Raw genomic sequence first — 24,906 nt, forward strand, 5'->3', positions numbered from 1 at the left:
TTCGCAACTCTTCAACTCAAATGCCGAATCCGGGCCTGTACCGGCTTCGGCATTTGTCTGTCTGGCCTTTGAACCGTCGGGCCGTGATTGCCGCTGGCGCGCTAAATCATCGCGCGGGCCATTCGTTCTTGTTGATACGACCGGGTCTCCAGGTCACGCCGCCGATCAGCAAGGACTCCACGCATGAATGCCGCAGACGCACAGAAACTAGCCCGCCGCTTTATCGAATTGCCCCAGGACAAACGCCGTCTGTTCCTCGCCGGCATGGCCCGCGAAGGTATCGATTTTGCGCAGCTGCCCATGACCGCCTGCGACGGCATCGCCGAGCGTGACGGCCTGTCTTACGCGCAGCAGCGCATGTGGTTTCTCTGGCAGCTGGAGCCGACCAGCGCAGCCTATAACTTGCCGATGGCGGTGCGTCTGGAGGGCGATCTAAGCGTCGAGGCACTGGAGCAGGCCTTCAGCCGTCTGGCGGCGCGCCACGAATGTTTGCGCACCACCTTCGGCCAGGACGGCGAGCGGGCCTTCCAGCGTGTGGCCGAACCTCAGCCTCTGAAACTACCCGTGACTGACCTGAGCGAGTTGCCCCAAGCCCGGCGCTGGCTGCTGGCGCAGCAGCACATGATGGCCGAGGCGACGCAGGCCTTCGACCTGCAGAACGGCCCGCTGCTGAGTCTGCGTCTGTTGCGCCTGGCCGAGCAGGAACATGTGTTGCTGCTGACCCTGCATCACATCATCGCCGACGGCTGGTCGATGAACATTCTGATCGACGAGTTCATGCGCACCTACGACGCGCTGGTGGCCGGGCGTGAACCGACGCTGGCGACGCTGAGCGTGCATTACCGCGACTACGCACTGTGGCAACGCAGCTGGCTGGAGGCCGGTGAGCGCGAGCGGCAACTGGACTACTGGCGCACGCAACTGGGCGACGAACATCCAGTGCTGGAATTGCCCACCGATCGCGCCTATCCGGCGCAGTCCAGTCATCAGGGCGCACGCCTGGAAACGGTGATCGACGCAGCCCTGCGCGAAGAGCTGAAAAACCTTGCCCAGCGTCAGGGCGTAACCTTGTTCGTGGTGTTGCTGGCAGCGTTCAAGACCCTGTTGCATCGCTACAGCGGCCAGACCGATATTCGTGTCGGCGGGCTGATCGCCAACCGCACCCGCAGTGAAACCGAGGGCCTGATCGGCTTCTTCGTCAACACGCAGATTCTGCGCAGCGCGGTCACTGCACAAATGCCATTCGCCGAGCTGCTGCAGAGTCTGCGCCAGGCCGCCCTCGGAGCCCAGGCCCATCAGGATCTGCCGTTCGACGCCTTGATCGAAGCCCTGCAACCGGCGCGCAGCCAAAGCCACAATCCGCTGTTTCAGGTGATGTTCAACCATCAGCCGCTGGTCACCGATTTGCACCAGGCGCAACTCGCTTCCGGCTTGCGCGTGGGCTATCTGAGCGAGGAACAACTGGCCGGCAGCGGCCGGCAACATGCGGCCACCAGTGACCTGATGCTCGACACTCGCGAGGAGGGCGAGCAATTGTTTGCCGCCTTCACGTACGCCACGGATATTTTCGATGCCTCAACCATCGCCGCATTGGCCGGGCATTGGCGCAACATTCTCCAGTCGGTGTGCCGTGACCCGCAGCAGTTGATCGGCGATGTGGCGATGCTTGCCGAAGACGAACGCCACGCCTTGATCCAGGCCACCGCGCCAGCGCCTCGTTTCACTAGCATGCAAAGCCTGTTCGAAGCGCAAGTCGCACGGACTGCGCAAGCGCCGGCGGTGCGGTTGGCCACAGCGCCTGCGCCGGCATTCAGCTACGACGAACTCAACAGCCGCAGCAATCGCTTGGCCCATCAGTTGCGCGCACAGGGTGTCGGCCCGGACGTGCTGGTCGGCGTCGCGCTGGGGCGTTCGCTGGAATTGGCGGTGGCGCTGCTGGCGGTGCTCAAGGCCGGTGGTGCCTATGTGCCGCTGGATCCGCAGACGCCGGCCGAACGCTTGCGCCATGTGCTCGCTGACAGTGGTTTGCAACTGTTGCTCGGCGACCAGCAAAGCCTCGCCAGCCTGCCGCCGCTCGACGGCATCGAATGCCTGTGTCTGGAGCAATTGCCCGCCAGCGAACAGAGCGACAATCTGCCGGTCACTGTCGAAGCCGACAACCTCGCTTATGTGATCTACACCTCGGGTTCCACCGGGCGGCCGAAAGGCGTGGCGGTCAGTCATGGCGCGCTGAGCGAGTTCATCGCCCGCGCCATCGACTACAGCGATTTGCGCGAAGGCGACCGGGTTCTGCAATTCGCCACCAGCAGTTTCGATGGCTTCGTCGAGCAGTTTTTCCCACCGCTGTGCCATGGCGCCAGCGTGGTCATGCGCGACGCGCCGTTGTGGGACAGCGCGACGCTGCATCAGGTGATCATCGATCAGGGCATCACCCTGGCCGACCTGCCAGCGGCTTATTGGTATTGGCTGGTGCAGGAATACGCGGCGAAACCGCCGTCAAGTTTCGGCGCGCTGCGGCAGATTCACGTCGGCGGTGAAGCCATGGCGGTGGACGGTTTGCGCTTGTGGCAACAGGCCGGGCTCGGCCATATGCGCCTGCTCAACACCTACGGCCCGACCGAGGCCACGGTGGTCTCGACGATTCATGACTGCACTGCGCTGACCGCGCAGGACGTGTCGTGGCGCGGCATGCCGATCGGCAAGGGCCTGGCGGCGCGGCGTCTGTACGTGCTCGACGATGATCTGAACCTGCTGCCGCAAGGCGCGGTGGGCGAGTTGTACATCGGTGGGCCGGGGCTGGCGCGCGGTTATCACCGTCAGCCGAGCCTCAGCGCTGAGCGTTTCATTGCCGACCCGTTTGCCGACGGCCAGCGCCTGTATCGCACTGGCGACCGTGCACGGCTGCGCGGCGATGGCGCGCTGGAGTATGTCGGCCGGGTCGATCATCAAGTGAAGATTCGTGGCTTTCGCATCGAACTGGGCGAGATCGAATCGCGCCTGCAGCAATGTTCGGGCGTTCGCGAAGCAGTGGTGTTGGCGGTGCCGTTCGCCGGCGGTGCGCAACTGGTCGCCTACGTTGTGACAGAACCTGCGGTGCTCGCCAGCGCGGCGACGCAAGCGGCATTCCGTCAGCAGACCCGCGCCGCGCTGCAAGCCAGCCTGCCGGATTACATGGTGCCGGGGCATCTGCTGTTGCTGGCGAACCTGCCGCTGACACCGAGTGGCAAGCTCGACCGCAAGGCCTTGCCAGCGCCGGATCCTGCGCAGTTGCAGGGCGATTACCGCGCCCCGCAATCACCGGCTGAACAATGTCTGGCGCAGGTCTGGGCCGAGGTGCTGCACGTGCCGCGTGTGGGCCTGGATGATCACTTTTTTGAACTGGGTGGTCATTCGTTGTTGGCCGCGCAGGTGATTGCCCGGGTCAAGGAGCAGATGGGCGTGGTGCTGCCACTGCGCAGCCTGTTCGAAAACCCGCTGCTGGCGGATCTGGCCGAGGTGCTCGGGCAACTGGCCGAGGTGAGCGGCGACGACGACTGGTCCGACATGGATCAGTTCATGAATGCTTTGCAAGGAGAAGAAGTATGAGCGGCACGATGGCGGAACGTATTGCAAAAAGGTTCGTCGGCTTGCCGCTGGAACAGCGTCGGCTGTTTCTCGCCAAACTGCGCGAGGAGGGCAAGGACTTCAGCCTGTTGCCGTTGCCGGTCAGCCGCCACGACTGCGGGCAGATTCCCCTGTCGTTCGCCCAGCAACGCCTGCTGTTCCTGTGGCAACTGGAACCGCACAGCGCCGCGTACAACATGGCCGCTGGCTTGCGTCTCAAAGGTTCGCTGAATGAGTCAGCCCTGAGCCGCTCGTTCGATCATCTGCTGGCGCGCCATGAAGTGTTGCGCACGGTGTTTCACACCGACGGCGATCAAGCGCATCAGCTGATCCTCGAGCAGCAAAGTATTGCGCTGCAACGCTTCGATCTGACCGGCACCGCCGCGCAAGAGCGCGAAGAACTGCTCGCGCAACACGTGCAAGACGTCACCGCGCAACCGTTCGATCTGCGCCACGGCCCGCTGTTGCGCGCCAGCCTGTTTGCTTTGGCCGACGATGAGTTCGTGCTGGTGGTGAGCATGCATCACATCGTCTCCGATGGCTGGTCGATGGACGTCATGGTCAAGGAATTCGTGCAGTGCTATCAGGCGTTCAGCCTGCAGCGCGAGCCGCAATTGCCGGCGCTGCCGTTGCAATACGCCGACTATGCGATCTGGCAGCGGCGCTGGCTGGAGGCCGGCGAGGGTGAACGCCAGCTCGACTACTGGCGTCAGCAATTGGGCGACGAGCATCCGCTGCTGGAAGTGGCAGCGGACTTTGCCCGACCACCGACCCAGAGCTTCGCAGGGCAGACCCTGAGCTTCGATTTTGGTGCTGACCTTTCGCAGCAGCTCAATGCCTTCGCGCGCAGCCAGGGCATCAGCCTGTTCATGCTGGTGCTGGCCGGGTTCTCGCTGTTCCTTTCGCGTCTGACCGGCGAGCGCGACATTCGTGTCGGCGTGCCGAATGCCAACCGTGGCCGCGCCGAAGTCGAAGGGCTGATCGGTTTCTTCGTCAACACCCAGGTGCTGCGTTGCCAGATCGATGAGCGCGGCAGTTTCACGGATTTGCTCGCGCAGGTGCGTGAAGCGGCATTCGGCGCACAGGCACATCAGGAGTTGCCGTTCGAGCAACTGGTCGACGAATTGGTCGCCGAACGCACCCTGGGCCACAACCCGCTGTTCCAGGCCAAGTTCAACCAGAACGTCGGCATGCAGAAACAACGCTCGATGGCCTTGCCCGGCCTGACCGTCAGCGAATACCCGCTGGCCAAGGACGGCACGCATTTCGATCTGGCCCTGGACATCACCGACGACGGCGCACTGATCCACGGTCAGATGACCTACGCCAGCGATCTCTATCGGGCGGAAACGGTCGCCGGTTTTGTGCCGATGTTGCTGGATCTGTTTGCACAGTTGCTCGACTCGCCGCAGGCGCCACTGCACACCGTGGCCACGCGGCCTGCTGTGCTTGCCATTCACCGCGAACCGGCGTTGACGGTGTTGCAACACTGGGCGCGTGAAGTGGCGCGGCAGCCACAGGCGCTGGCCGCTCGGGATCTCAAGCAAACGGTGACTTTCCAGGCGCTGGATGAACAAGCCAACCGTCTCGCCCATTATTTGCGTGCGCAGGGCGTCAATGTCGGCGAACCGGTGGCGGTGCTGCTGGAACGTTCGCTGGACTGGCTGACTTGCGTATTGGCGATTTTCAAGGCTGGCGCGGTGTACATGCCGCTCGACGTCAGGGCGCCAAGCGCGCGCCTGCAACAGATGCTCGGCGCTGCCCAGGCGCGGGCGCTGATCGGTGCTGAAGGCGACGCACGGCTCAGCGAATTGGCGGCTGAGGGCTGTCAGGGTCTGGAATTTGCACAGGGGCAATGGCAGTCACTGCCGGCATCCGCGCCTGAGTTGACGCTGTATGCGCAGTCGCCGGCCTACGTGATTCACACCTCCGGTTCCACCGGGCAACCCAAGGGCGTGCTGGTCAGCCACGGCGCGCTGGGCAGTTACGTGCGCGGCGTACTCGAACGTCTGGCTCCTGCGCCGGAGGCGAGCATGGCGCTGGTCTCGACCATCGCCGCCGACCTTGGCTTCACCGTGCTGTTCGGCGCGTTGTGCTCCGGTCGTTTGCTACATGTGCTGCCAGAAGAACTCGGCTTCGACCCGGATCGTTTTGCCGAATACATGGCCTGCCATCGCGTTGGCATGTTGAAAATCGTCCCCGGGCATCTCGCCGCGCTGTTGCAGGCGGCCAAGCCTGCCGATGTGCTGCCGGAACACGCACTGATCGTCGGCGGCGAAGCCTGTTCGCCGGCACTGGTCGAGCGTGTGCAGCAACTTAAACCGGGCTGTCGCCTGATCAATCACTATGGCCCGAGCGAAACCACCGTGGGCGTGCTGACCCATGAGGTCGAAGTGCTTGCCGCGCAAGCACGCAGTGTTCCGGTCGGCACGGCGTTGGCCGGTGCCCATGTCTATGTGCTCGACGATGTGCTCAACCCGGTAGCCGATCAGGTCGCCGGTGAGCTGTACATCGGCGGCGACAGCGTTGCCCTTGGTTACCTGAATCAGCCAGCGCTGACCGCAGAACGCTTCCTGCCCGACCCGTTCGGCGCAGCGGGCGCGCGGGTCTACCGCAGTGGCGACCGGGTCCGGCGCAATCGCGAGCAGGCGCTGGAGTTCATCGGTCGTGCCGACGATCAGGTCAAAGTGCGCGGCTACCGTGTGGAGCCTGCGGAAGTCGCGCGGCTGTTGCTCAGCCTCGATGGCATCAGCGAAGCCGCCGTGCTCGCGCTGCCACTGGATGACGATCCGGCGCGCCTGCAACTGCTGGCGTGGTGCGTGCCGGCAGTGGGCGCGAAGGTGCAGGCGCAGGAGCTGCGCGAGCAATTGCAGGCGCGGCTGCCGGATTACCTGGTGCCGGCACAGTTGCTGTTGCTGGAAAAGCTGCCGCTGACTGCCAACGGCAAGCTCGACAAGCGTGCCTTGCCAGTGCCCGGCGTGGTCAGCCAGCAGTTCGTCGCGCCGGTCGGTGAGATCGAGGAAAAACTCGCCGCGATCTGGGCCGAGGTGCTCAAGCTCGAAAGAGTCGGCAGCAGCGATAACTTCTTCGAACTGGGTGGCGACTCGATCCTCAGCTTGCAGATCATCGCCCGGGCCAAGCGCCAGGGCATCAAGCTCAGCCCCAAGCAGTTGTTCGAAAAACAGACCATCGGCCAACTGGCTGCCGTGGCCAAACTGATCGAAGCCAAACCGGCTGCCGTCGCGGCACCAGTGGCACGCGGGCCGTTGCCGTTGCTGCCGATCCAGGTGCGCTTCTTCGAGACGCCGATTGCCCAGCGTCAGCACTGGAATCAGTCGGTAATGCTGCAACCGACCCTGGCGCTGGACGCCGTGCATTTGCGCAAGGCGCTGGCGACGTTGGTCGAACAGCACGAAGCGCTGGCCTTGAGCTTTGTGCAGTCGGGCGATCACTGGCAGGTACTGCCGCAGCCGCAGGGTGATGCCGAATTGCTCTGGGTACGCGAGCTGGACAGCCTCGATGCCTTGCCGGCCGTGGCCGACGCGGCGCAGCGCAGCCTGGATTTGCAACGCGGGCACTTGCTGCGCGCGGTGCTGGTCAACCTGCCGAACGCCGAGCAGCGTTTGTTGCTGGTCATCCATCACCTGGTGGTCGATGGCGTGTCGTGGCGCATTCTGCTCGAAGACTTGCAGCAGGCTTACCTCGCATGGGCGGCGGGGACGGCGCCTGTGTTGCCGGGCCAGAGCAGTTCGCTGCACAACTGGGCCGAGCAGTTGCACCGTTATGCACAGAGTGAAGCGCTTGCCGGCGATCGCGATTATTGGCGCCAGACTCTGGCGGCGGAAGACGCGGCACTGCCACAAGATTTCGCCGTGGACAGCCAGACCCGCGCCCAGGCCGCTCGCGCCAGTACGCGCCTGAGCCAGACATTGACCGACAAGCTGCTGAAAGTCGCCCCGGCGGCTTACCGCACGCAAATCAACGACCTGTTGCTGACGGCTTTGGCGCGGGTGTTGTGTGACTGGAGCGAGCAGCCTTCGGTGTTGATCCAGCTCGAAGGCCATGGTCGTGAAGACCTGTTCGACGACATCGACCTGAGCCGCACGGTCGGCTGGTTCAGCAGCCTGTTCCCGGTGCGCCTGACCCCGCAGGCCAATCCCGCTGCGTCGCTGTGCGCGATCAAGGAGCAACTGCGCGCCGTGCCGGGCAAAGGCATCGGTTATGGCGTGCTGCGTTACCTCACGCGTGCTGCCGAGTTGCAGACGCTGGCGCAACCACGGGTAACCTTCAATTATCTCGGCCAGTTCGACGGCGCGTTCAGCGCTGAGCAGGGCGCGTTGTTCCTGCCAAGCGCTGACAGCACCGGCGCCAATCAGGATGGGCAAGCGCCGCTGGGCAATTGGCTGAGCGTCGACGGACAGGTTCTCGGCGGTGAGCTGGAACTGACCTGGACCTTCGGCACCGGCATGTACCGCGCCGAGACCATCGAGGCGTTGGCCGAGGCCTATCGCCGCGAACTGCAACGCCTGATCGAACATTGCTGCGACAGCGCGGCCGGTGGCGTGACACCCTCGGATTTCAACCTCGCCAACCTGACCCAGGCGCAGCTGTCGGCGCTGCCGATGGCGCCGCGTGACATCGTCGATCTGTACCCGCTGTCGCCGATGCAGCAAGGCATTCTGTTCCACAGCCGCAACGAGCCGGACAGCCCGGCCTACACCAATCAGCTGCGCGTGGATGTCGAGCAGCTCGACGCCGAGCGCTTCCGCCAGGCCTGGCAGCAGACTGTTGATGCTCACGATATTCTGCGTACGGCGTTCGTCTGGCCGCAGGATGCCGCCGCGCCGGTGCAGGTGGTACGCAGCCGTGTGCAGATGCCGTGGCAGGTGCAGGACTGGCGCGGTCGCGCCGGCCTTGATTCAGCACTTGATCATCTCGCCACTGAAGACCTGCACAACGGTTTCGATCTGCTCGACGCACCGCTGTTGCGCGTGACGTTGGTGCGCATCGCTGAACACACTCATCACCTGATCTACACCTGCCATCACATCCTCATGGACGGCTGGAGCACATCGCAGTTGTTCGGCGAAGTGCTGCAACGCTACGCCGGCATCACGCCGGGCGCAGGGCAGGGGCGTTATCGCGATTACATCGAATGGCTCGGCCAGCGCGATCAGCAAGCCAGTCGGCAGTTCTGGCGCGCAGCGCTGGCGGACCTTGAACAGCCGACGCGACTGGCCAGTGCCATGCCGGTCAGGCACGCGGCCAGCGGCTACGCCGATCACGAGCATGTGTTCAGCGAACCGCTGACCGCCGAACTGAACCGCTTTGCCCGCGAGCAGAAAGTTACCCTCAACACACTGGTGCAAGCGGCGTGGCTGCTGCTGTTGCAGCGCTACACCGGCCAGGATCACGTGGCGTTCGGCGCGACGGTCGCCGGACGGCCAACCGATTTGCCGGGCGTCGAGCAGCAGATCGGTCTGTTCATCAACACCTTGCCGGTGGTGGCGGCGCCATCGCCGGAGATCGGCGTCAGCCAATGGCTGCAACAGGTGCAAGACCTCAACCTGGCCTTGCGCGAGCACGAACACACGCCGCTGTATGACATTCAGCGCTGGGCCGGGGCGGGTGCCGGGGCATTGTTCGACAGCATTCTGGTGTTCGAGAACTATCCGATGGCCGAAGCGCTGGCGCAGGGACCGCAGACGGGCCTGAAGTTCTCGGCGATCCGCCGGCAGGAGCAGACCAACTATCCGCTGACGCTGGTCGCGGTCACCGGCCGCGAGATGAGTCTGGGCGTAAGTTACGATCAGGCCAGCTTCGACGCTCAAGCGATCCGCGTGTTGAGTGCGCAGTTGCAAGGTCTGCTCGAACAGTTCCTCGTCGACGCCACGCAGCCGCTGGGCGCGCTGCAACTGCTCGACGAGCCACAACGGCAACAAGCGATCGAGTGGGGCGAGGCGCCGGTTACCACGCGGGATCAACGCACGGTGCTGGCGCACATCGCCGCGCAGGTGCAGCGACAGCCACAGGCGAACGCGGTGCTGTTCGCTGAGCAGTCCATCGCTTACCAAAACCTCGATACCCGGGCCAATCGTCTGGCGCACAAGCTGCAAGGCATGGGCGTCGGGCCGGAAGTGCGCGTCGGCGTGTGCATGCGCCGCACGCCGGACATGCTGGTCGGCTTGCTGGCGATCCTCAAGGCCGGTGGCGCCTACGTACCGCTCGATCCGGATTACCCGCAGGAACGCTTGCTGCATATGCTCGACGACAGCCACGCGGCGGTGCTGCTCACTGAGCCAGCGGCATTGGCGATGCTGCCTGAAACCTTGAGCGCACAGGTGCTGCTGATGGACGAGAGCGTCGCCAGCGAATGCCCGGATGCTGCGCCACTGGTTAATCTCGCGGCAGACAATCTGGCGTACGTGATCTACACCTCCGGCTCCACCGGCAAGCCGAAAGGCGTAGCCATCAGCCACGGCAATCTGTCGGCGCTGATTCAGTGGTCAGCGGGTGTCTATCGCGAAGAACAATTGCGCGGTGTGCTGGCCTCGACCTCGATCTGCTTCGATCTGTCGGTGTGGGAAATCTTCGTCACGCTGGCCTGCGGAGGCTGTCTGGTATTGGCGGACAACGCTCTGGCGCTGGCGGATTTGCCGGCGCGCGAGCAGGTCACCCTGATCAACACTGTGCCGTCGGCGATTGCCGCGTTGCAACGGGCCGGGCAGATCCCGACTTCGGTCGGCACCATCAATCTGGCCGGCGAGCCGCTCAAGCAGAGTCTGGTCGACAGCCTCTACGCCAGCACTCAGGTGCAGCAGGTCTACGACCTCTACGGGCCGTCGGAGGACACCACTTATTCAACCTTCACCCTGCGCACGCCGCAGGGCCGGGCGAACATTGGCCGGCCACTGGACAACACCGTGGCCTACCTGCTCGACAGTCAGTTGCAGGTGCTGCCCGAGGGCGTGGCGGCCGAGCTGTACCTGGCGGGTGCCGGGGTGACGCGCGGCTATCTGCGTCGTGCCGCGCTGACCGCCGAACGCTTTGTGCCGAATCCTTACGCGAGCAACGGCGAGCGCCTTTACCGCACCGGCGATCTGGTGCGCCAGGGCGACGATGGCAACATCGAGTACATCGGTCGCGCCGACCATCAGGTGAAGATTCGCGGCTTCCGCATCGAGCTCAGCGAGATCGAAGCGCGTCTGCTGGAACTCGACGATATCGGCGAAGCGGTGGTACTGGCGCAGGACGGCGCCGCTGGCAAACACCTGCATGGCTACCTCGTCGCCGCGCCGGACAGCGAGCGGTCGACGCTGGCCGAGCGGGTACGCAATGCCTTGGCCATTCGCTTGCCGGCGCACATGGTGCCGGGGCATCTGCACCTGATCGATGCGATCCCGCTGACGCCCAACGGCAAGCTTGATCGCAAGGCGCTGATGGCGTTGGGCGAGAGCCCGACGCAGGAGCAATACCAGGCACCGCAAAGCGACTTACAGTGGGAGGTCGCGACGATCTGGCAGCAAGTGCTGGAAATCGAGCGGGTCGGGCTGGCGGACAACTTCTTCCAGCTCGGCGGCCATTCGTTGCTGGCGACATTGGTGGTGACCCGGGTGCAGGAGCGTCTCGGCGACAAGGTGCCGCTCAAGGCGCTGTTCGAAACCGACACCCTCAAGGATTTCTGCGCGCGGATCGAAGCCCTGCGCGTCGAAATGTCGCCCGTTCAGGATGAATTGGCTAAATCACTGGAGGCCCTCAAACGTCTATCCCTCGATGATCTGGAAAAACTGATTTCTTGAGAGGGAAAAACGCGTGCAAGAGTTAATCGAGTCGGTAGGACAACTTTCGGCTAAGCAAAGAAAGGCTCTGGCGGTTCTGCTCAAGCAGAAAGGCGTCAACCTCTTTGACATTGCCCCGGTTTTCAAGCGCACGGCTGAAGAGCCGCTGCTGCTGTCCTACGCTCAGCAGCGCCAGTGGTTCCTCTGGCAGTGGGCACCGCACAGCGCGGCCTACAACATTCCGACGGCCCTGCGCTTGCAGGGGCCGCTGGATGTGCCGGCACTGGAACGCAGCATCGCGGCGCTGATCGAACGCCACGAAACCTTGCGCACGGTGTTCTCTCAAGACAGCGCGCAACCCTTGCAAGTGGTCCTGCCCGCAGGACCTTTTACCCTCGATATTCATCACCTGAGCGCTGATCTGGCGAATGACCCGGAGCACTCGATCGAGGCTTTCGTCCAGACCCAGAGCCAGAAGACTTTCGACCTGCAGCACGGCCCGTTGCTGCGTGCCGCGCTGCTACAGGTCAACCCCGCTGAGCATGTGCTGGTGCTGACCCTGCATCACATCGTTTCCGATGGCTGGTCGCTGCAAGTGATGATCGAGGAACTGGTGCAGCTCTATGCCGGTTTCAACCTCGGTCACGACGCCGGTCTGCCGGCCCTGCCGATTCAATACGCCGATTACGCCTTGTGGCAGCGCCAGTGGATGGAGGCCGGTGAGCAGGAGCGACAACTGGCCTACTGGCAGGCCAAGCTCGGCGGCGAGCAACCGGTGCTGGAACTGCCGCTGGATCGCCCGCGCGCGGTGGAGCAGAGCTTCGCCGGCGCCAGCCACAACCTGATTCTCGACCCGGCGCTGAGCCATGCCCTCAAAGCGTTTGCCCGGCAGGAAAACGTCACCCTGTTCGTGTTGCTGCTGGCTTCGTTTCAGGCCTTGCTGCATCGCTACAGCGGGCAAAGCGACATCCGTGTCGGCGTGCCGGTGGCCAACCGTGGCCGGGTGGAAATCGAGCGCCTGATCGGCTTCTTCGTCAACACCCAGGTGCTCAAGGCGGATGTCGACGCAGAGCTGCCGTTTGTCGAGCTGCTGCGTCAGGTCAAACAGACGGCGCAGGAGGCGCAGGCGCATCAGGACTTGCCGTTTGAGCAACTGGTCGAAGCGCTGGAGCCGGGCCGCAGCCTCAGCCACAGTCCGCTGTTCCAGGTGATGTTCAACCACCAGGCCGAGCGCCGTGCGAGCGTTGCGACGCGCCTTATCGGCCTGAACATCGAACCGCTGGAATGGCAGAGCCAGACCGCGCAATTCGACCTGACCCTCAACACTACCGAACAGGCGCACGGCATCGAAGCGGTACTCAAGTACGCCACCGACCTGTTCGACGCAGCGACCATCGAGCGCCTGGCGCAACACTGGACCGCGCTGTTGCAAGCGATCGTCGCCGAGCCGAGCCAGCGTATCGGCCAGTTGCCAATGCTCGATGCAGGCCAGCAGCAACAGCTGTTGGCGCAATGGAATCCGTCGCTGATTGAACAACCGCTGACGCCGTGCATCCAGCAAGCCATTGAGGCCCAGGCCGAGCGGCATGCCGACGCGGTGGCCGTGACCTTCGCAGGACAACGCCTGACCTACGCTGAACTCAATCGCCGCGCCAACCAGTGGGCGCATACGCTGATCGAGCAGGGCGTCGGCCCGGACGTGTGCGTCGGCGTTGCGGTCGAGCGTTCGCTGGACATGATCGTCGCCATTCTCGCGGTGCTGAAAGCGGGCGGCGCCTATGTGCCGCTGGACCCGGGCTACCCGGATGAGCGCTTGAGCTACATGATCGACGACAGCGGTATTCGATTGCTGTTGACCCAAGGCCATTTGCTCGGGCAATTGCCGCTGCCGCCGGGGCTGGTCTGCCTCGATCTGGATCAGGCGCCGGAACACAGCATCGAAAGCAACCCGCCATGCCTGACCAAGCCGGACAATCTGGCCTACGTCATCTACACCTCCGGTTCCACCGGCAAACCCAAGGGCGCGTTGCTGCCGCACGGCAACGTGATGCGCCTGTTCAGCGCCACCGCGCACTGGTTCGATTTCGGCGCGCAGGACAGCTGGACGCTGTTCCATTCCTACGCGTTTGACTTTTCGGTGTGGGAGATTTTTGGCGCGCTGCTGTACGGCGGCAAACTGGTGGTGGTGCCCCACGACGTCAGCCGTTCGCCAGAGGATTTCTACACGCTGCTGTGCGATGAAAATGTCACGGTGCTGAACCAGACACCGTCGGCGTTCAAGCCGTTGATGCAGGTTGCCTGTGAATCTGCGCGCAGCAATGCCCTGCGTTACGTGGTGTTCGGCGGCGAGGCTTTGGAAGTGCAGACTCTGCGTCCGTGGTTCGAGCGTTTTGGCGACCGCGCGCCGACGCTGATCAACATGTACGGCATCACCGAAACCACCGTGCATGTGACCTACCGGCCATTGTCGCTGGCGGATCTGCAGAGCAATCACAGCAGCCCGATTGGCGCGCCGATTGTCGACCTGTCGTGGTACTTGCTCGACAGGTCGCTCAACCTGGTGCCGCAAGGCTGCATCGGTGAGTTGTACATCGCTGGCGCCGGTCTCGCTCGTGGTTATCTGAATCAGGCTGGCATGAGCGCCACCCGCTTCGTGCCGGACCCGTTCAACCGCAAGGCCGGCCAGCGTCTGTACCGTACCGGCGACCTCGCACGCCTGCGCGGCGACGGGGTGATCGAGTACATCGGTCGTATCGACCACCAAGTGAAGATCCGTGGTTTCCGCATCGAGCTCGGCGAAATCGAAGCGCAACTGCTCAAGCATCCACAGGTGCGCGAAGCGGTGGTGCTGGCGGTGGACGGCCTCAGCGGCCAGCAACTGGCAACCTGGGTCGTGCCCGTCGAGGCAGTGAACGCGGACGAGCAGGGCGCCCTGCGCGATTCGATCAAGGCGCACCTGCGCGAAACCCTGCCGGATTACATGGTTCCGGTCAGTTGGGCGTTCCTCGACCGTCTGCCGCTGACCGCCAACGGCAAGCTCGATCGCAAACAACTGCCGCAGCCGGACGTTGCGCAAGTGCAAGAGGCTTATGCGGCGCCGTGCAGCGAACTGGAACAGCGTCTGGCGGAGATCTGGCAGGACGTGCTCAAGGTCGAGCGGGTCGGGCTTCACGATAATTTCTTCGAGCTGGGCGGCGATTCGATCATTTCGATTCAAGTGGTCAGCCGCGCGCGGCAGGCCGGCATTCGCTTTACGCCCAAGGACATTTTTCAGCATCAGACCGTGCAGCGTCTGGCCACCGTCGCGCAGCAGAGCGACGCGGTGCAGACGGAGCAGGGTGAAGTGCTGGGCGACGCGCCGCTGACGCCGATCCAGCAATATTTTTTCCACAGCGACATCCCGGCGCGGCATCACTGGAACCAGTCGATCCTGCTGGCCCCGGCGAAAACCCTGCAAGCTGCGGCGCTGCAACAGGCCCTGGCGCAGGTGCAAAAACAGCATGACGCCTTGCGTCTGCGTTATCGCCAAACCGAGCAGGGCTGGCAGCAAAGCCACGGCGCGGCGGATCAGCCACAAGACTTGTTGCGCAGCTTTACGCTGGACGACAGCGCGGCACTGCCAGCGCTGTGCCTGGACCTGCAACGCAGCCTCGACCTGCACAACGGCCCGCTGATCCGCGCGGCGCTGGTCGATATGCCGGACGCCAGTCAGCGTCTGTTGCTGGTGATTCATCACCTGGTGGTCGATGGCGTGTCGTGGCGAATCCTGCTGGAAGACCTGCAAAGCGCCTATCAGCAGATCAGCAGCGGACAGAGCGTGCATCTGCCGGCCAAGACCAGCGCGTTCAAGGACTGGGGCTTGCGCCTGCAAGAACATGCGAGCAGCGCGGCGCTGGGCAGCGAACTGAGCTACTGGCGCGAGCAGTTGCGCGATGTTCCGCTCGGTTTGCCGCTGGATAATCCGCAGGGCCAATTGAACAACCGCTTCGAACGCAGCGTCGACACGCGGCTGGACGCCGAACGTACCCGCCAATTGCTGCAACAGGCTCCGGCGGTCTACCGCACCCAGGTCAACGACCTGCTGCTGACCGCACTGGCGCGGGTGCTGTGCGAGTGGACCGCCAGCGACAGTGCGCTGGTGCAGCTCGAAGGCCATGGCCGCGAAGACCTCTTCGATGACATCGACCTGAGCCGCACCGTGGGCTGGTTCACCAGCATGTTCCCGGTGCGCCTGACACCAAACGCCAGCCTGGAAACCTCGATCAAAGGCATCAAGGAGCAACTGCGCGCGATCCCCAACAAGGGCATCGGCTTCGGCTTGCTGCGTTATCTCGGTACCGCCGAAGCACAAGCGGCACTGCATGAACTGGCGCAACCGCAGGTAACGTTCAACTACCTCGGCCAGTTCGATAACAACTTCGACGAAGACGCCTTGTGGCGGCCGGCCACCGAAGACAAGGGCGCCGGTCAGGACGCAAACGCGCCGATGGCCAATTGGCTGACCATCGATGGCCGGGTTTATCAGGGCCAGTTGAGCCTGACCTGGACCTACAGCAGCGACGTCTTCGAGGAGGCGACCATTGTCGGTTTGGCCCGCGCCTACGAAGTGGCGCTGAGCGAATTGATCGACCACTGCCTCAGTCATTCCGGGGGGCTGACTCCGTCCGACGTGCCGCTGGCCGGTTTGTCCCAGGCGCATCTGGACAGCCTGCCGATCGCCGCCCAGCGCATCGAGGACATCTATCCGCTGGCGCCGATGCAGCAGGGCATTCTGTTCCACAGCCTGTACGACGCGGATGCCAGCGCCTACGTCTATCAGATGCTGCTGGACATCGACGGCCTCGACGTCGCGCGGTTCCAGCAAGCCTGGCAACGGGTGGTCGATCGCCATGAAGTGCTGCGCGCCGGTTTCATCTGGGGCCGCGATGGCCTCGATGCGCCGTTGCAGGTGATCAACCGCCAACTGACCCTGGAAATGCCGGAAATCGATGTGCGCGATGCCGCCGATCTGCCGGCGGTGCTTGAAGCACGGGCGCAGGCCGACCGCGAACGTGGCTTCGATCTGCAGAATCCGCCGCTGTTGCGCCTGTGCCTGCTGCGCACTGCCGACGATCGCCATCGACTGATTTTCACCTGCCACCACATCCTCATGGATGGCTGGAGCAACTCGCGGATGTTCGGCGAGGTGCTGCAGGATTACGCCGGCCAGCCGGTGCCGAGCGCGCAGGGTCGCTATCGGGATTTTCTGGTGTGGCTACAGGGCCAGGACAAGGCGGCCGCGCAGGAATTCTGGCGCGGGCAACTGGCCGAACTCGACGAGCCGACCCGACTGGCCTCCGCCTGCCTCGGACGCACCGTGCCGGGGCCGGGCAAACAGATGCATCGTCTGCATTTCGATGAAGCGTTGACCCAGCGTCTGAACAGCTTCTCCCGTCAGCAACAGGTGACCCTCAACAGCCTGGTGCAGGCGGCATGGCTGCTGGTGTTGCAGCGCTATACCGGCCAGGCCACCGTTGCGTTTGGCGCCACGGTATCCGGGCGTCCGGTGGATTTGCCGGGCATCGAAGAACAGCTGGGGCTATTCATCAACACCTTGCCGGTGATCGCCAGCCCGCAGGCCACCCTCAGCGTCGGCGACTGGGTGCGCAGCGTGCAGGACAAGAACCTGCTGTTGCGCGACTACGAACAGACGCCGTTGCAGGACATTCAGCGTCTGGCGGCGTTGAGTGGCGAAGCGTTATTCGACACTTTGCTGGTGTTCGAGAACTACCCGGTGTCCGAAGCGCTGGAGGCCAATCCGGGCGGGCTGCGCTTTTCCGGTCTGGAGCATCGCGAGCAGACCAACTACGGCCTGACCCTGATCGCTGGCGCCAGCGAAGTGCTCAACCTCGATTTCAACTACCTCACCGAGCACTTTGCCGAACGCAGCGTGCTTGCTCTGGCGGAGCATTTGCGTGAAGTGCTCGAGCAATTTATCGCAGCGCCGCAGCGGGCACTTGGCGAGATCGGTCTGCTGCCGCAGGCCGAACGGCAGACGCTGGCGCAGTGGAACGACAATCACGCGGCTTATCCGGCCGAGCGGCTGATCTCGCAGAGCTTTGAAGCAAGGGTCGCAGCACATCCGCAGGCACTGGCGTTGAGTCATGCCGGCGTGGCGCTGAGCTACGGCGAACTGAACCGGCGGGCAAACCAGTTGGCCCGGCATTTGGTGACACTGGGTGTCACCGCCGAAGTACGCGTCGGCGTAGCGATGCCGCGTTCGGCGGAACTGGTGATCGCCCTGATGGCGGTGCTCAAGGCCGGTGGCACCTACGTGCCGCTGGACCCGGACTACCCGGCCGACCGCGTGGCCTACATGCTCGACGACAGCCAGGCGAAAGTCCTGCTGACCCAGCAAGCCTTGCTGGCGCAACTGCCGTCCAGCGAAGCCCACGTGGTGCTGGTCGAGGCCGGCGGTAAGGCGTTCGTCGCGCAAGCGCCGGACAACCTGCCGGCGCGCGCCGACGCGGCCAATCTGGCCTACGTGATCTATACCTCCGGTTCCACCGGCAAACCGAAAGGCGTGGCCATCGCCCATCGCAACGTAAAGGCGCTGATTCACTGGTCCGCCGAGGTCTACAGCGAGGACGATCTGCAAGGCGTACTGGCCTCGACGTCGGTGTGCTTCGACTTGTCGGTGTGGGAGATTTTCGTCACCCTGGCGCGCGGCGGGTCCATGGTCATGGCGCGCAATGCCCTGGAGCTGGCGGACTTGCCCGAGCGTGATCAGGTGCGCCTGATCAACACCGTGCCATCGGCGATTGCCGCGCTACAACGCATCGGCCAGATCCCGCCGGGCGTGCGGATCATCAATCTGGCCGGCGAGCCGCTCAAGCAGGCGCTGGTCGACATCTTGTACCGCGAGACTTCGGTTGCCCACGTTTACGATCTGTACGGGCCTTCCGAAGACACCACGTATTCGACCTGGACCCGCCGCGAACTCGGCGGCCAGGCCAATATCGGCCGGCCACTGCGCAACACCACCGCGTACCTGCTCGACGGGCAATTGCAGGCAGCTCCGCTCGGCATCGCAGCGGAGCTGTATCTGGCCGGTGAGGGCATCACCCGTGGCTATCTGTTGCGCCCGGGCCTGACCGCCGAGCGCTTCGTGCCCAACCCGTTGGCGAGCAACGGCGAGCGCATGTACCGCACCGGCGACCTGACGCGTTTCATGGACGACGGCCGTATCGAATACGTCGGCCGCATCGACCATCAGGTCAAGGTGCGCGGCTTCCGTATCGAACTGGGGGAAATCGAAGCGCGTCTGCTGGCCCAGGCCAGCGTGCGCGAAGGCGTGGTGCTGGCGGTGGACGGCGTTGGCGGCCAGCAACTGGTGGCTTATGTGGTGCCGGCGGAGGCTGATCAGAGTCTTGCGCAACTGGACGCGCTGAGCGCTGCGCTGCAAGCCGCGCTCAAGGCGCATCTGCCGGATTACATGGTGCCGGCGCAGTGGCTGTTCCTCGAACAGTTGCCGCTGACACCCAACGGCAAACTTGATCGCAAGGCCTTGCCGACGCCGGATGCCAATCAGGCGCAACGCGATTACGTCGCGCCTTCGACGCCGCTGGAGCAGCAACTGGCCGAGGTCTGGCAGGACATTCTGAAGATCGAGCGGGTCGGCGTGACCGACAACTTCTTCGCCCTCGGCGGCGATTCGATCATCTCGATTCAACTGGTCAGCCGCGCGCGGCAGCAGGGCATTTGCTTCACGCCCAAGGACCTGTTCCAGCAGCAGACGGTGCAGAAACTGGCCGCAGTGGTTTCGCATGCAGACGCGCAATCCGCCAGCGCCGCCGACTACCCGTTGGCGCAATTGGATCAGGCGCAACTCGATGCCTTGCCGGTGCCGACGGAGCTGATCGAAGACGTCTACCCGCTGTCGCCGATGCAGGAAGGCATGCTGTTCCATACGCTGTCGGATAACGGCAGCAGCCTCTACGTGCAACAGGTCAGCCTGCCGATCAAGGGCCTCGACGTGGAGCGTTTCCGCCAGGCCTGGGAATTCATCATTGTGCGGCAGGCGATCCTGCGCACCAGTTTCCATTGGCAGGATGGGCTGGCCAAGCCGTTGCAGGTAGTGCATCGCCAAGCGCCGTTGCAGATGCAGGTGCTCGATTGGCGTGGGCAGGACTGCAGCGAGGCGGCGATTGCCGAATTTGCCAGTGCCGACCGCGCGCTGGGCTTCGACTTGTCCGAGGCGCGTTTGCAGCGGGTGACCCTGCTGCAGCTGGGCGACGAGCAGTACCAGATGATCTGGACCAGCCACCACATTCTGATGGACGGCTGGAGCAGTTCGCGGTTGTTCGGCGAGGTCTTGCAGTACTACGCCACGGGCCAGGTGACTGGCGAAAACGGCCGCTATCGCGACTTCATCGCCTGGTTGCAGGCGCAGGATCAGGATGCCCAGGAGCTGTTCTGGAAAGCGCGTCTGGCGGTGGTCAACGAACCCACTGCGCTGAGTCAGGCGATGCACCCGCGCCACAGTGCCGACGTTACCGGTCACGATGCTATCTATTCGAACTGGGACAAAGCGCAAACCGCGCGCCTGCTGGAGTTCTGCCGCGATTTGCGCATCACCCCCAACACGCTGATTCAGGGCGCGTGGCTGCTGCTGTTGCAACGCTACACCGGCCAGCAGACGGTGACCTTCGGCGCCACCGTATCCGGGCGTCCGGAAAGTCTGCCGAACGTCGGCAACATGCTCGGCCTGTTCATCAACACCTTGCCGATCATTCAGACGCCGCAGGCCGATCAGCGCCTGGCCGACTGGCTGGGCGAAGTGCAGGCCTACAACCTCGACATTCGCGATTACTCCCAGGCACCGCTGGCCGATGTGCAGCGCTGGTCGAACCTCGGTGGTCAGGCGCTGTTCGACAGCATCGTGGTGTTCGAGAACTTCCCGATCGACGAGCGCTTGCAGGAAGAAACCGACACCGAGCTGACCTTCGGCAAATCCATCGGCCACGGCGTGACCAACGTGCCGATGGACCTTGCGGTGATGCTCGGCGACGAATTGTCGATCGAGTACCTGTACCTGCGCAGCCACTTCAGCGCCGAGGCGGTAGAAGGCATTCGCCTGACCCTGGAAAACACCCTCGCGGCGATGATGGCCGCGCCGTATGAGCGGCTGGGCAACTTGCAGCGTCTGTCCGCCGAACAATGGCAAGCGGCGCAGGCCTGGAGCGCCGAGCCTTCCCACCGCCACGCGCCGCAGTTGCTGCCGGAGCTGATCAGTCGTCATGCGCAACAGCAACCCCACGCGATCGCGGTGCAATGCGCCGGCGAGAGCCTGACCTACGCCGAACTGGAGCGGCAGGCCAATCGACTCGCGCAGTGCCTGATCGCCCACGGCGCCGGGCCGGAAGTGGTGATCGGCGTGGCGTTGCCGCGCTCGCTGGAAATGCTGGTGAGTTTCCTCGCCGTGCTCAAGAGCGGTGCGGCGTACGTGCCGCTGGACATCGATTACCCGCCGGAGCGTCTGGCCTACATGATCGAAGATTCGCGCATGGCCCTGCTGCTGACGCAAACCAGCCTGCGCGCGACGTTACCGGCGCCGCATGGCGTGTTGCGCCTGGAAATCGATCAGCTCGATCGCAGTCTTTACAGCGATGCCGCACCGGTCTGCGATGTTCACGAGCAGAGCCTGGCCTATCTGGTTTACACCTCCGGTTCCACCGGGCGGCCGAAAGGCGTGGCCGTCACCCAGGGACCGCTGAGCATGCACTGCCAGGCGATCGCCGAGTTGTACGAAATGGACGCGAGCAGTTGCGAGCTGCACTTCATGTCCTTCGCTTTCGACGGCGCTCACGAACGCTGGCTGAGTACGCTGTACAGCGGCGGTCGTCTGGTGATCCGCGACGGTTGTTTGTGGACGCCGGAGCAGACCTATCAGGCCCTGCATGATTACGGCGTGACCATTGCCTGCTTCCCGCCGGCCTATCTCAAACAACTGGCCGAGTACGCCGCCGCCAGCGGCATTGCACCGCCGCCGGTGCGCATCTACTGCTTCGGTGGCGACGCGGTGCCGGAGCAGACTTTCGAACAGGTGAAAGCGGCGTTGCGTCCGCAATACTTCACCAACGGCTACGGCCCGACCGAAACCGTGGTCACGCCGATGCTCTGGAAAGTCGCCATCAGCCAGCAGTGCGAAGCGGCATACGCGCCGATCGGCCGCGCGGTCGGTGCGCGTTCGCTGTACGTGCTCGACCACGATCTGAATCCGCTGCCGCCGGGTTTTGCCGGTGAGTTGTACATCGGCGGTTACGGCGTCGCTCGCGGTTACTACGGCCGCCCCGATCTGACCGGCGAGCGCTTCGTGCCCAACCCGTTTGCCCCGGGCGAACGCCTGTACCGCAGCGGCGATCTGGTGCGTCGTCGCCCGGACGGCTTGGTCGATTACGTCGGGCGCATCGACCATCAGGTCAAGGTGCGTGGCTTCCGCATCGAGCTGGGCGAAGTGGAGGCCAGCCTGCGTCAGTTGCCGGCGGTCAGCGATGCGCTGGTGATTGCCCGCGACAATGCCTCCGGCAAGCAACTGATCGGTTATGTGGTCACTGCCACGGGTGATGATATCGGCGATGAACTGAAGGCCGGGCTGCGCGCTTCGCTGCCGGAATACATGGTGCCGGCGCAGATCGTCTGCCTCAGCGCGTTCCCGGTTACGCCCAACGGCAAGCTCGATCGCAAGGCCTTGCCGGAGCCGGAGTTCAAAAGCGACGAATATGTTGCGCCGCGCACCGAGCAGGAACGCCTGCTGGCGGAAATCTGGGCGCAGGTGTTGCAGGTCGAGCAGGTCGGTATCAGCGATAACTTCTTTGAACTGGGCGGCGATTCGATCCTCAGCCTGCAAGTGATCTCGCGGGTGCGAAACCACCCGACCCTTCAGATGGAACTGAAGCTGCGCGATCTGATGCGCTATCAAACCATCGCCGGCATCGTCGAGCAGCAGGTGGCGAAGGAGGGCGCCGGGCAAGCGCTGCCGGACCTGACACAGGTTGCCGCAGAGGGCGCGTTCAATTTGCTGCCGATCCAGGAGTGGTTCTTCGCCGAAGGCATGGCCGAGGCGCATCACTACAACCAGTCGTTGCTGCTCAGCGCACGTCAGCCGCTGGATCTGGATGCACTGGAGCAGGCCCTGGGCTTGATCGAACAGCATCACGATTCGTTGCGTCTGCGGTTTTCCAACGACGGCGGGCGCTGGTTGCAGCGCTATAGCAGCAGCGCGTCCGACGAGGCTGTGCTGTGGCGCCGTGAAGCGCAAAGCAGCGAAGAGGTCGAAGCCTTGGCCAACCTCGCGCAGCGCAGCCTCAAACTCGATGACGGACCGGTCTGGCGGGTCATGCATGTGGCGTTGCCGGATGGCCAGGCGCGCTTGCTGGTGGTGATTCATCACCTGGTGGTCGACACCGTGTCGTGGCGGATTCTGCTCGACGATCTGAAAGTCGCTTATGAGGCGTGCGTGCAGGGGCTGGCGCCGCAGCTGCCGATTCGCACCAGCAGTTATCGTTCGTTTGCCGAGGCATTGCAGGCGCAGGCGCCGGTGATTGCCGAGCAGGAATTGAGCTATTGGCTGGAGCAACTGGATCAGCCCAGCGTTGATCTGCCGTGCGACAACCCGCGCGGCAAGAACCTCGTGCGGCAACAGGCGCAGGCGCGGCTCAAGCTGTCCCGCGAGCACACCGAACAACTGCTCAAACAGGCCCCGGCGGTGTACGGCACGCAGATCAACGACTTGCTGTTGTCAGCGCTCAGTCGCGCCCTGTGCCGCTGGAGCCAGCAACCGTCGGCGTTGATTCTGCTCGAAGGGCACGGGCGCGAAGACCTCTTCGAATCGATCGACCTGAGCCGCAGCCTCGGCTGGTTCACCAGCATGTTCCCGGTGCGTTTGCGCCCGGACAGCGATGACATCGGCCAGTCGATCATCGATGTGCAGGCGCAACTGGCGGGCGTACCGCAGAAGGGCATCGGCTATGGCGTGCTGCGTCATCTGGCCGGGCCGGAAATCTCGGCGCAACTGGCTGCATTGCCGCAGGCACGGGTGACGTTCAACTACCTCGGGCAGTTCGACCAGAGCTTCGATGAACAGGCGTTGCTGGTGCCGGCACTGGAAGAGACCGGCGACAACTACAGTCTCAAGGCGAATCTGGGCAACTGGCTGGAAATTGTCGGCCAGGTCTATGACGGGCAACTGGCCTTGCGCTGCATCTACAGCAGCCAGCGTTACCGCGCCGGCACCATGGATGCGCTGATGAGCGATTACCAGCGCGAGCTTGAAGCGTTGATCGAGCATTGCATGGCGCGGGTGGGTTGATCGCCCGGTCTTTTGCGCGGGCGCTGCCCAGGCGCGCCCGTCTTATTGCGGATACAAGGATTTTTATCGATGTCGTTACACCCTGATCTGGAAGCTTTCCTCGACCTCGCTCAAGACAGCCAGGACGCCGGCCTGCCGGCCATGCACCAACTGACCCCGAGCGAGGCCCGCGCCACATTCGAACAGACCACCGCGCAGTTGCGCTGGCCGGCGCCGCAAGACCTTGAAGTCAGCGAGATTGCAACACTGACCCGGGACGGCGCGGTGCTGGCCTTGCGGTTGTACCGGCCCAACGGTGTTGCTTCACCGCTGCCGGTGCTGGTGTATTTCCACGGTGGCGGGTTTGTGGTCGGCAGTCTGGATTCCCACGACGGTGTCTGCCGTGAGTTTTGCCAGCGCACGCCGTGTGCGGTGCTCTCGGTCGGTTATCGGCTGGCACCGGAGCATCGCTTTCCGACGGCGCTGGAGGATGGCGAGGACGCGTTGGCGTGGCTGGCCGAACAGGCTGTGAGCCTCGGCCTGGATTGTTCGCGGGTCGCGTTTGGCGGTGATAGCGCGGGCGCCACGCTGGCGACGGTGCTGGCGATTCAGGCGGTGCGGCAGCCGCACACGGTGGCTATCGCGCCGAAGGCGCAGTTGTTGTGTTATCCGGTGACCGATGCTTCGCGGGTGCATGATTCGCGGCTGTTGTTTGGCGAGGGGTACCTGCTCGAGAACGACACGCTGGAGTGGTTTTATCAGCACTATGCGCGAGGGCCGGAGGATTATCTGGATTGGCGCTTTTCGCCGTTGCTGGCGGAGGATTTGCGTGGGGTGGCGCCGGCCATTGTGCTGCTTGCCGGGTTTGATCCGTTGCTGGATGAGGGGCAGGCTTATGTCGACAGGCTGCGCGGCCAGGGGGTTGAGGTCGAGGTCGAGGTTTGTGCCGGGTTGACTCATGATTTGTTGCGGTTGGGGGCGGTGGTGCCTGGGGTTCTGGAGGTTTATTCGAGGGTTGGTGGGGCGCTTGCGCGGGCTCTGGTTTAGTGTGCATATCCGTTTCTGCGGGTGCTGCTGATTACGGTTCCGCCCTTACGGCGGGTCACCTTTTTCAAACGCCAAAAAGGTAACCCAAAAGGCTTGCTCCTACGTTCGGCCCTCGCAGGCTCGGGTTCCTTCGCTCCGGGACTGATCCGG

The 24,906-nt window shown here is 63.8% G+C and carries 4 protein-coding genes; all 4 read left to right on the plus strand.

Going from position 1 to position 24,906, the window contains the following annotated elements:
- The first annotated feature begins 183 nt into the window (after positions 1 to 183).
- The 4 genes from CKW30_RS00180 (at position 184) to CKW30_RS00195 (ending at position 24,756) form a co-directional block, all read left to right on the plus strand.
- Complete coding sequence (locus tag CKW30_RS00180; RefSeq protein WP_095179467.1) at positions 184 to 3,585, plus strand: non-ribosomal peptide synthetase; 3,402 nt, start codon at positions 184 to 186, stop codon at positions 3,583 to 3,585.
- Complete coding sequence (locus CKW30_RS00185) at positions 3,582 to 11,402, plus strand: non-ribosomal peptide synthetase (RefSeq protein ID WP_095179468.1); 7,821 nt, start codon at positions 3,582 to 3,584, stop codon at positions 11,400 to 11,402. The genes CKW30_RS00180 and CKW30_RS00185 overlap by 4 nt, the downstream gene beginning before the upstream one ends.
- Positions 11,403 to 11,415: 13 nt before the next feature.
- Positions 11,416 to 23,730 carry a non-ribosomal peptide synthetase gene (locus CKW30_RS00190; protein WP_095179469.1) on the plus strand — a complete coding sequence of 4,105 codons (12,315 nt, stop codon included), beginning with the start codon at positions 11,416 to 11,418 and terminating at the stop codon, positions 23,728 to 23,730.
- Positions 23,731 to 23,799: 69 nt separating this feature from the next.
- Entirely contained in the window at positions 23,800 to 24,756 is a 957-nt protein-coding gene (locus CKW30_RS00195; protein WP_095179470.1) for an alpha/beta hydrolase, read from the plus strand.
- The last annotated feature ends 150 nt before the right edge of the window (positions 24,757 to 24,906 follow it).

The organism is Pseudomonas sp. Irchel 3F6 (assembly GCF_900187595.1).
GTDB lineage: Bacteria > Pseudomonadota > Gammaproteobacteria > Pseudomonadales > Pseudomonadaceae > Aquipseudomonas > Aquipseudomonas siliginis.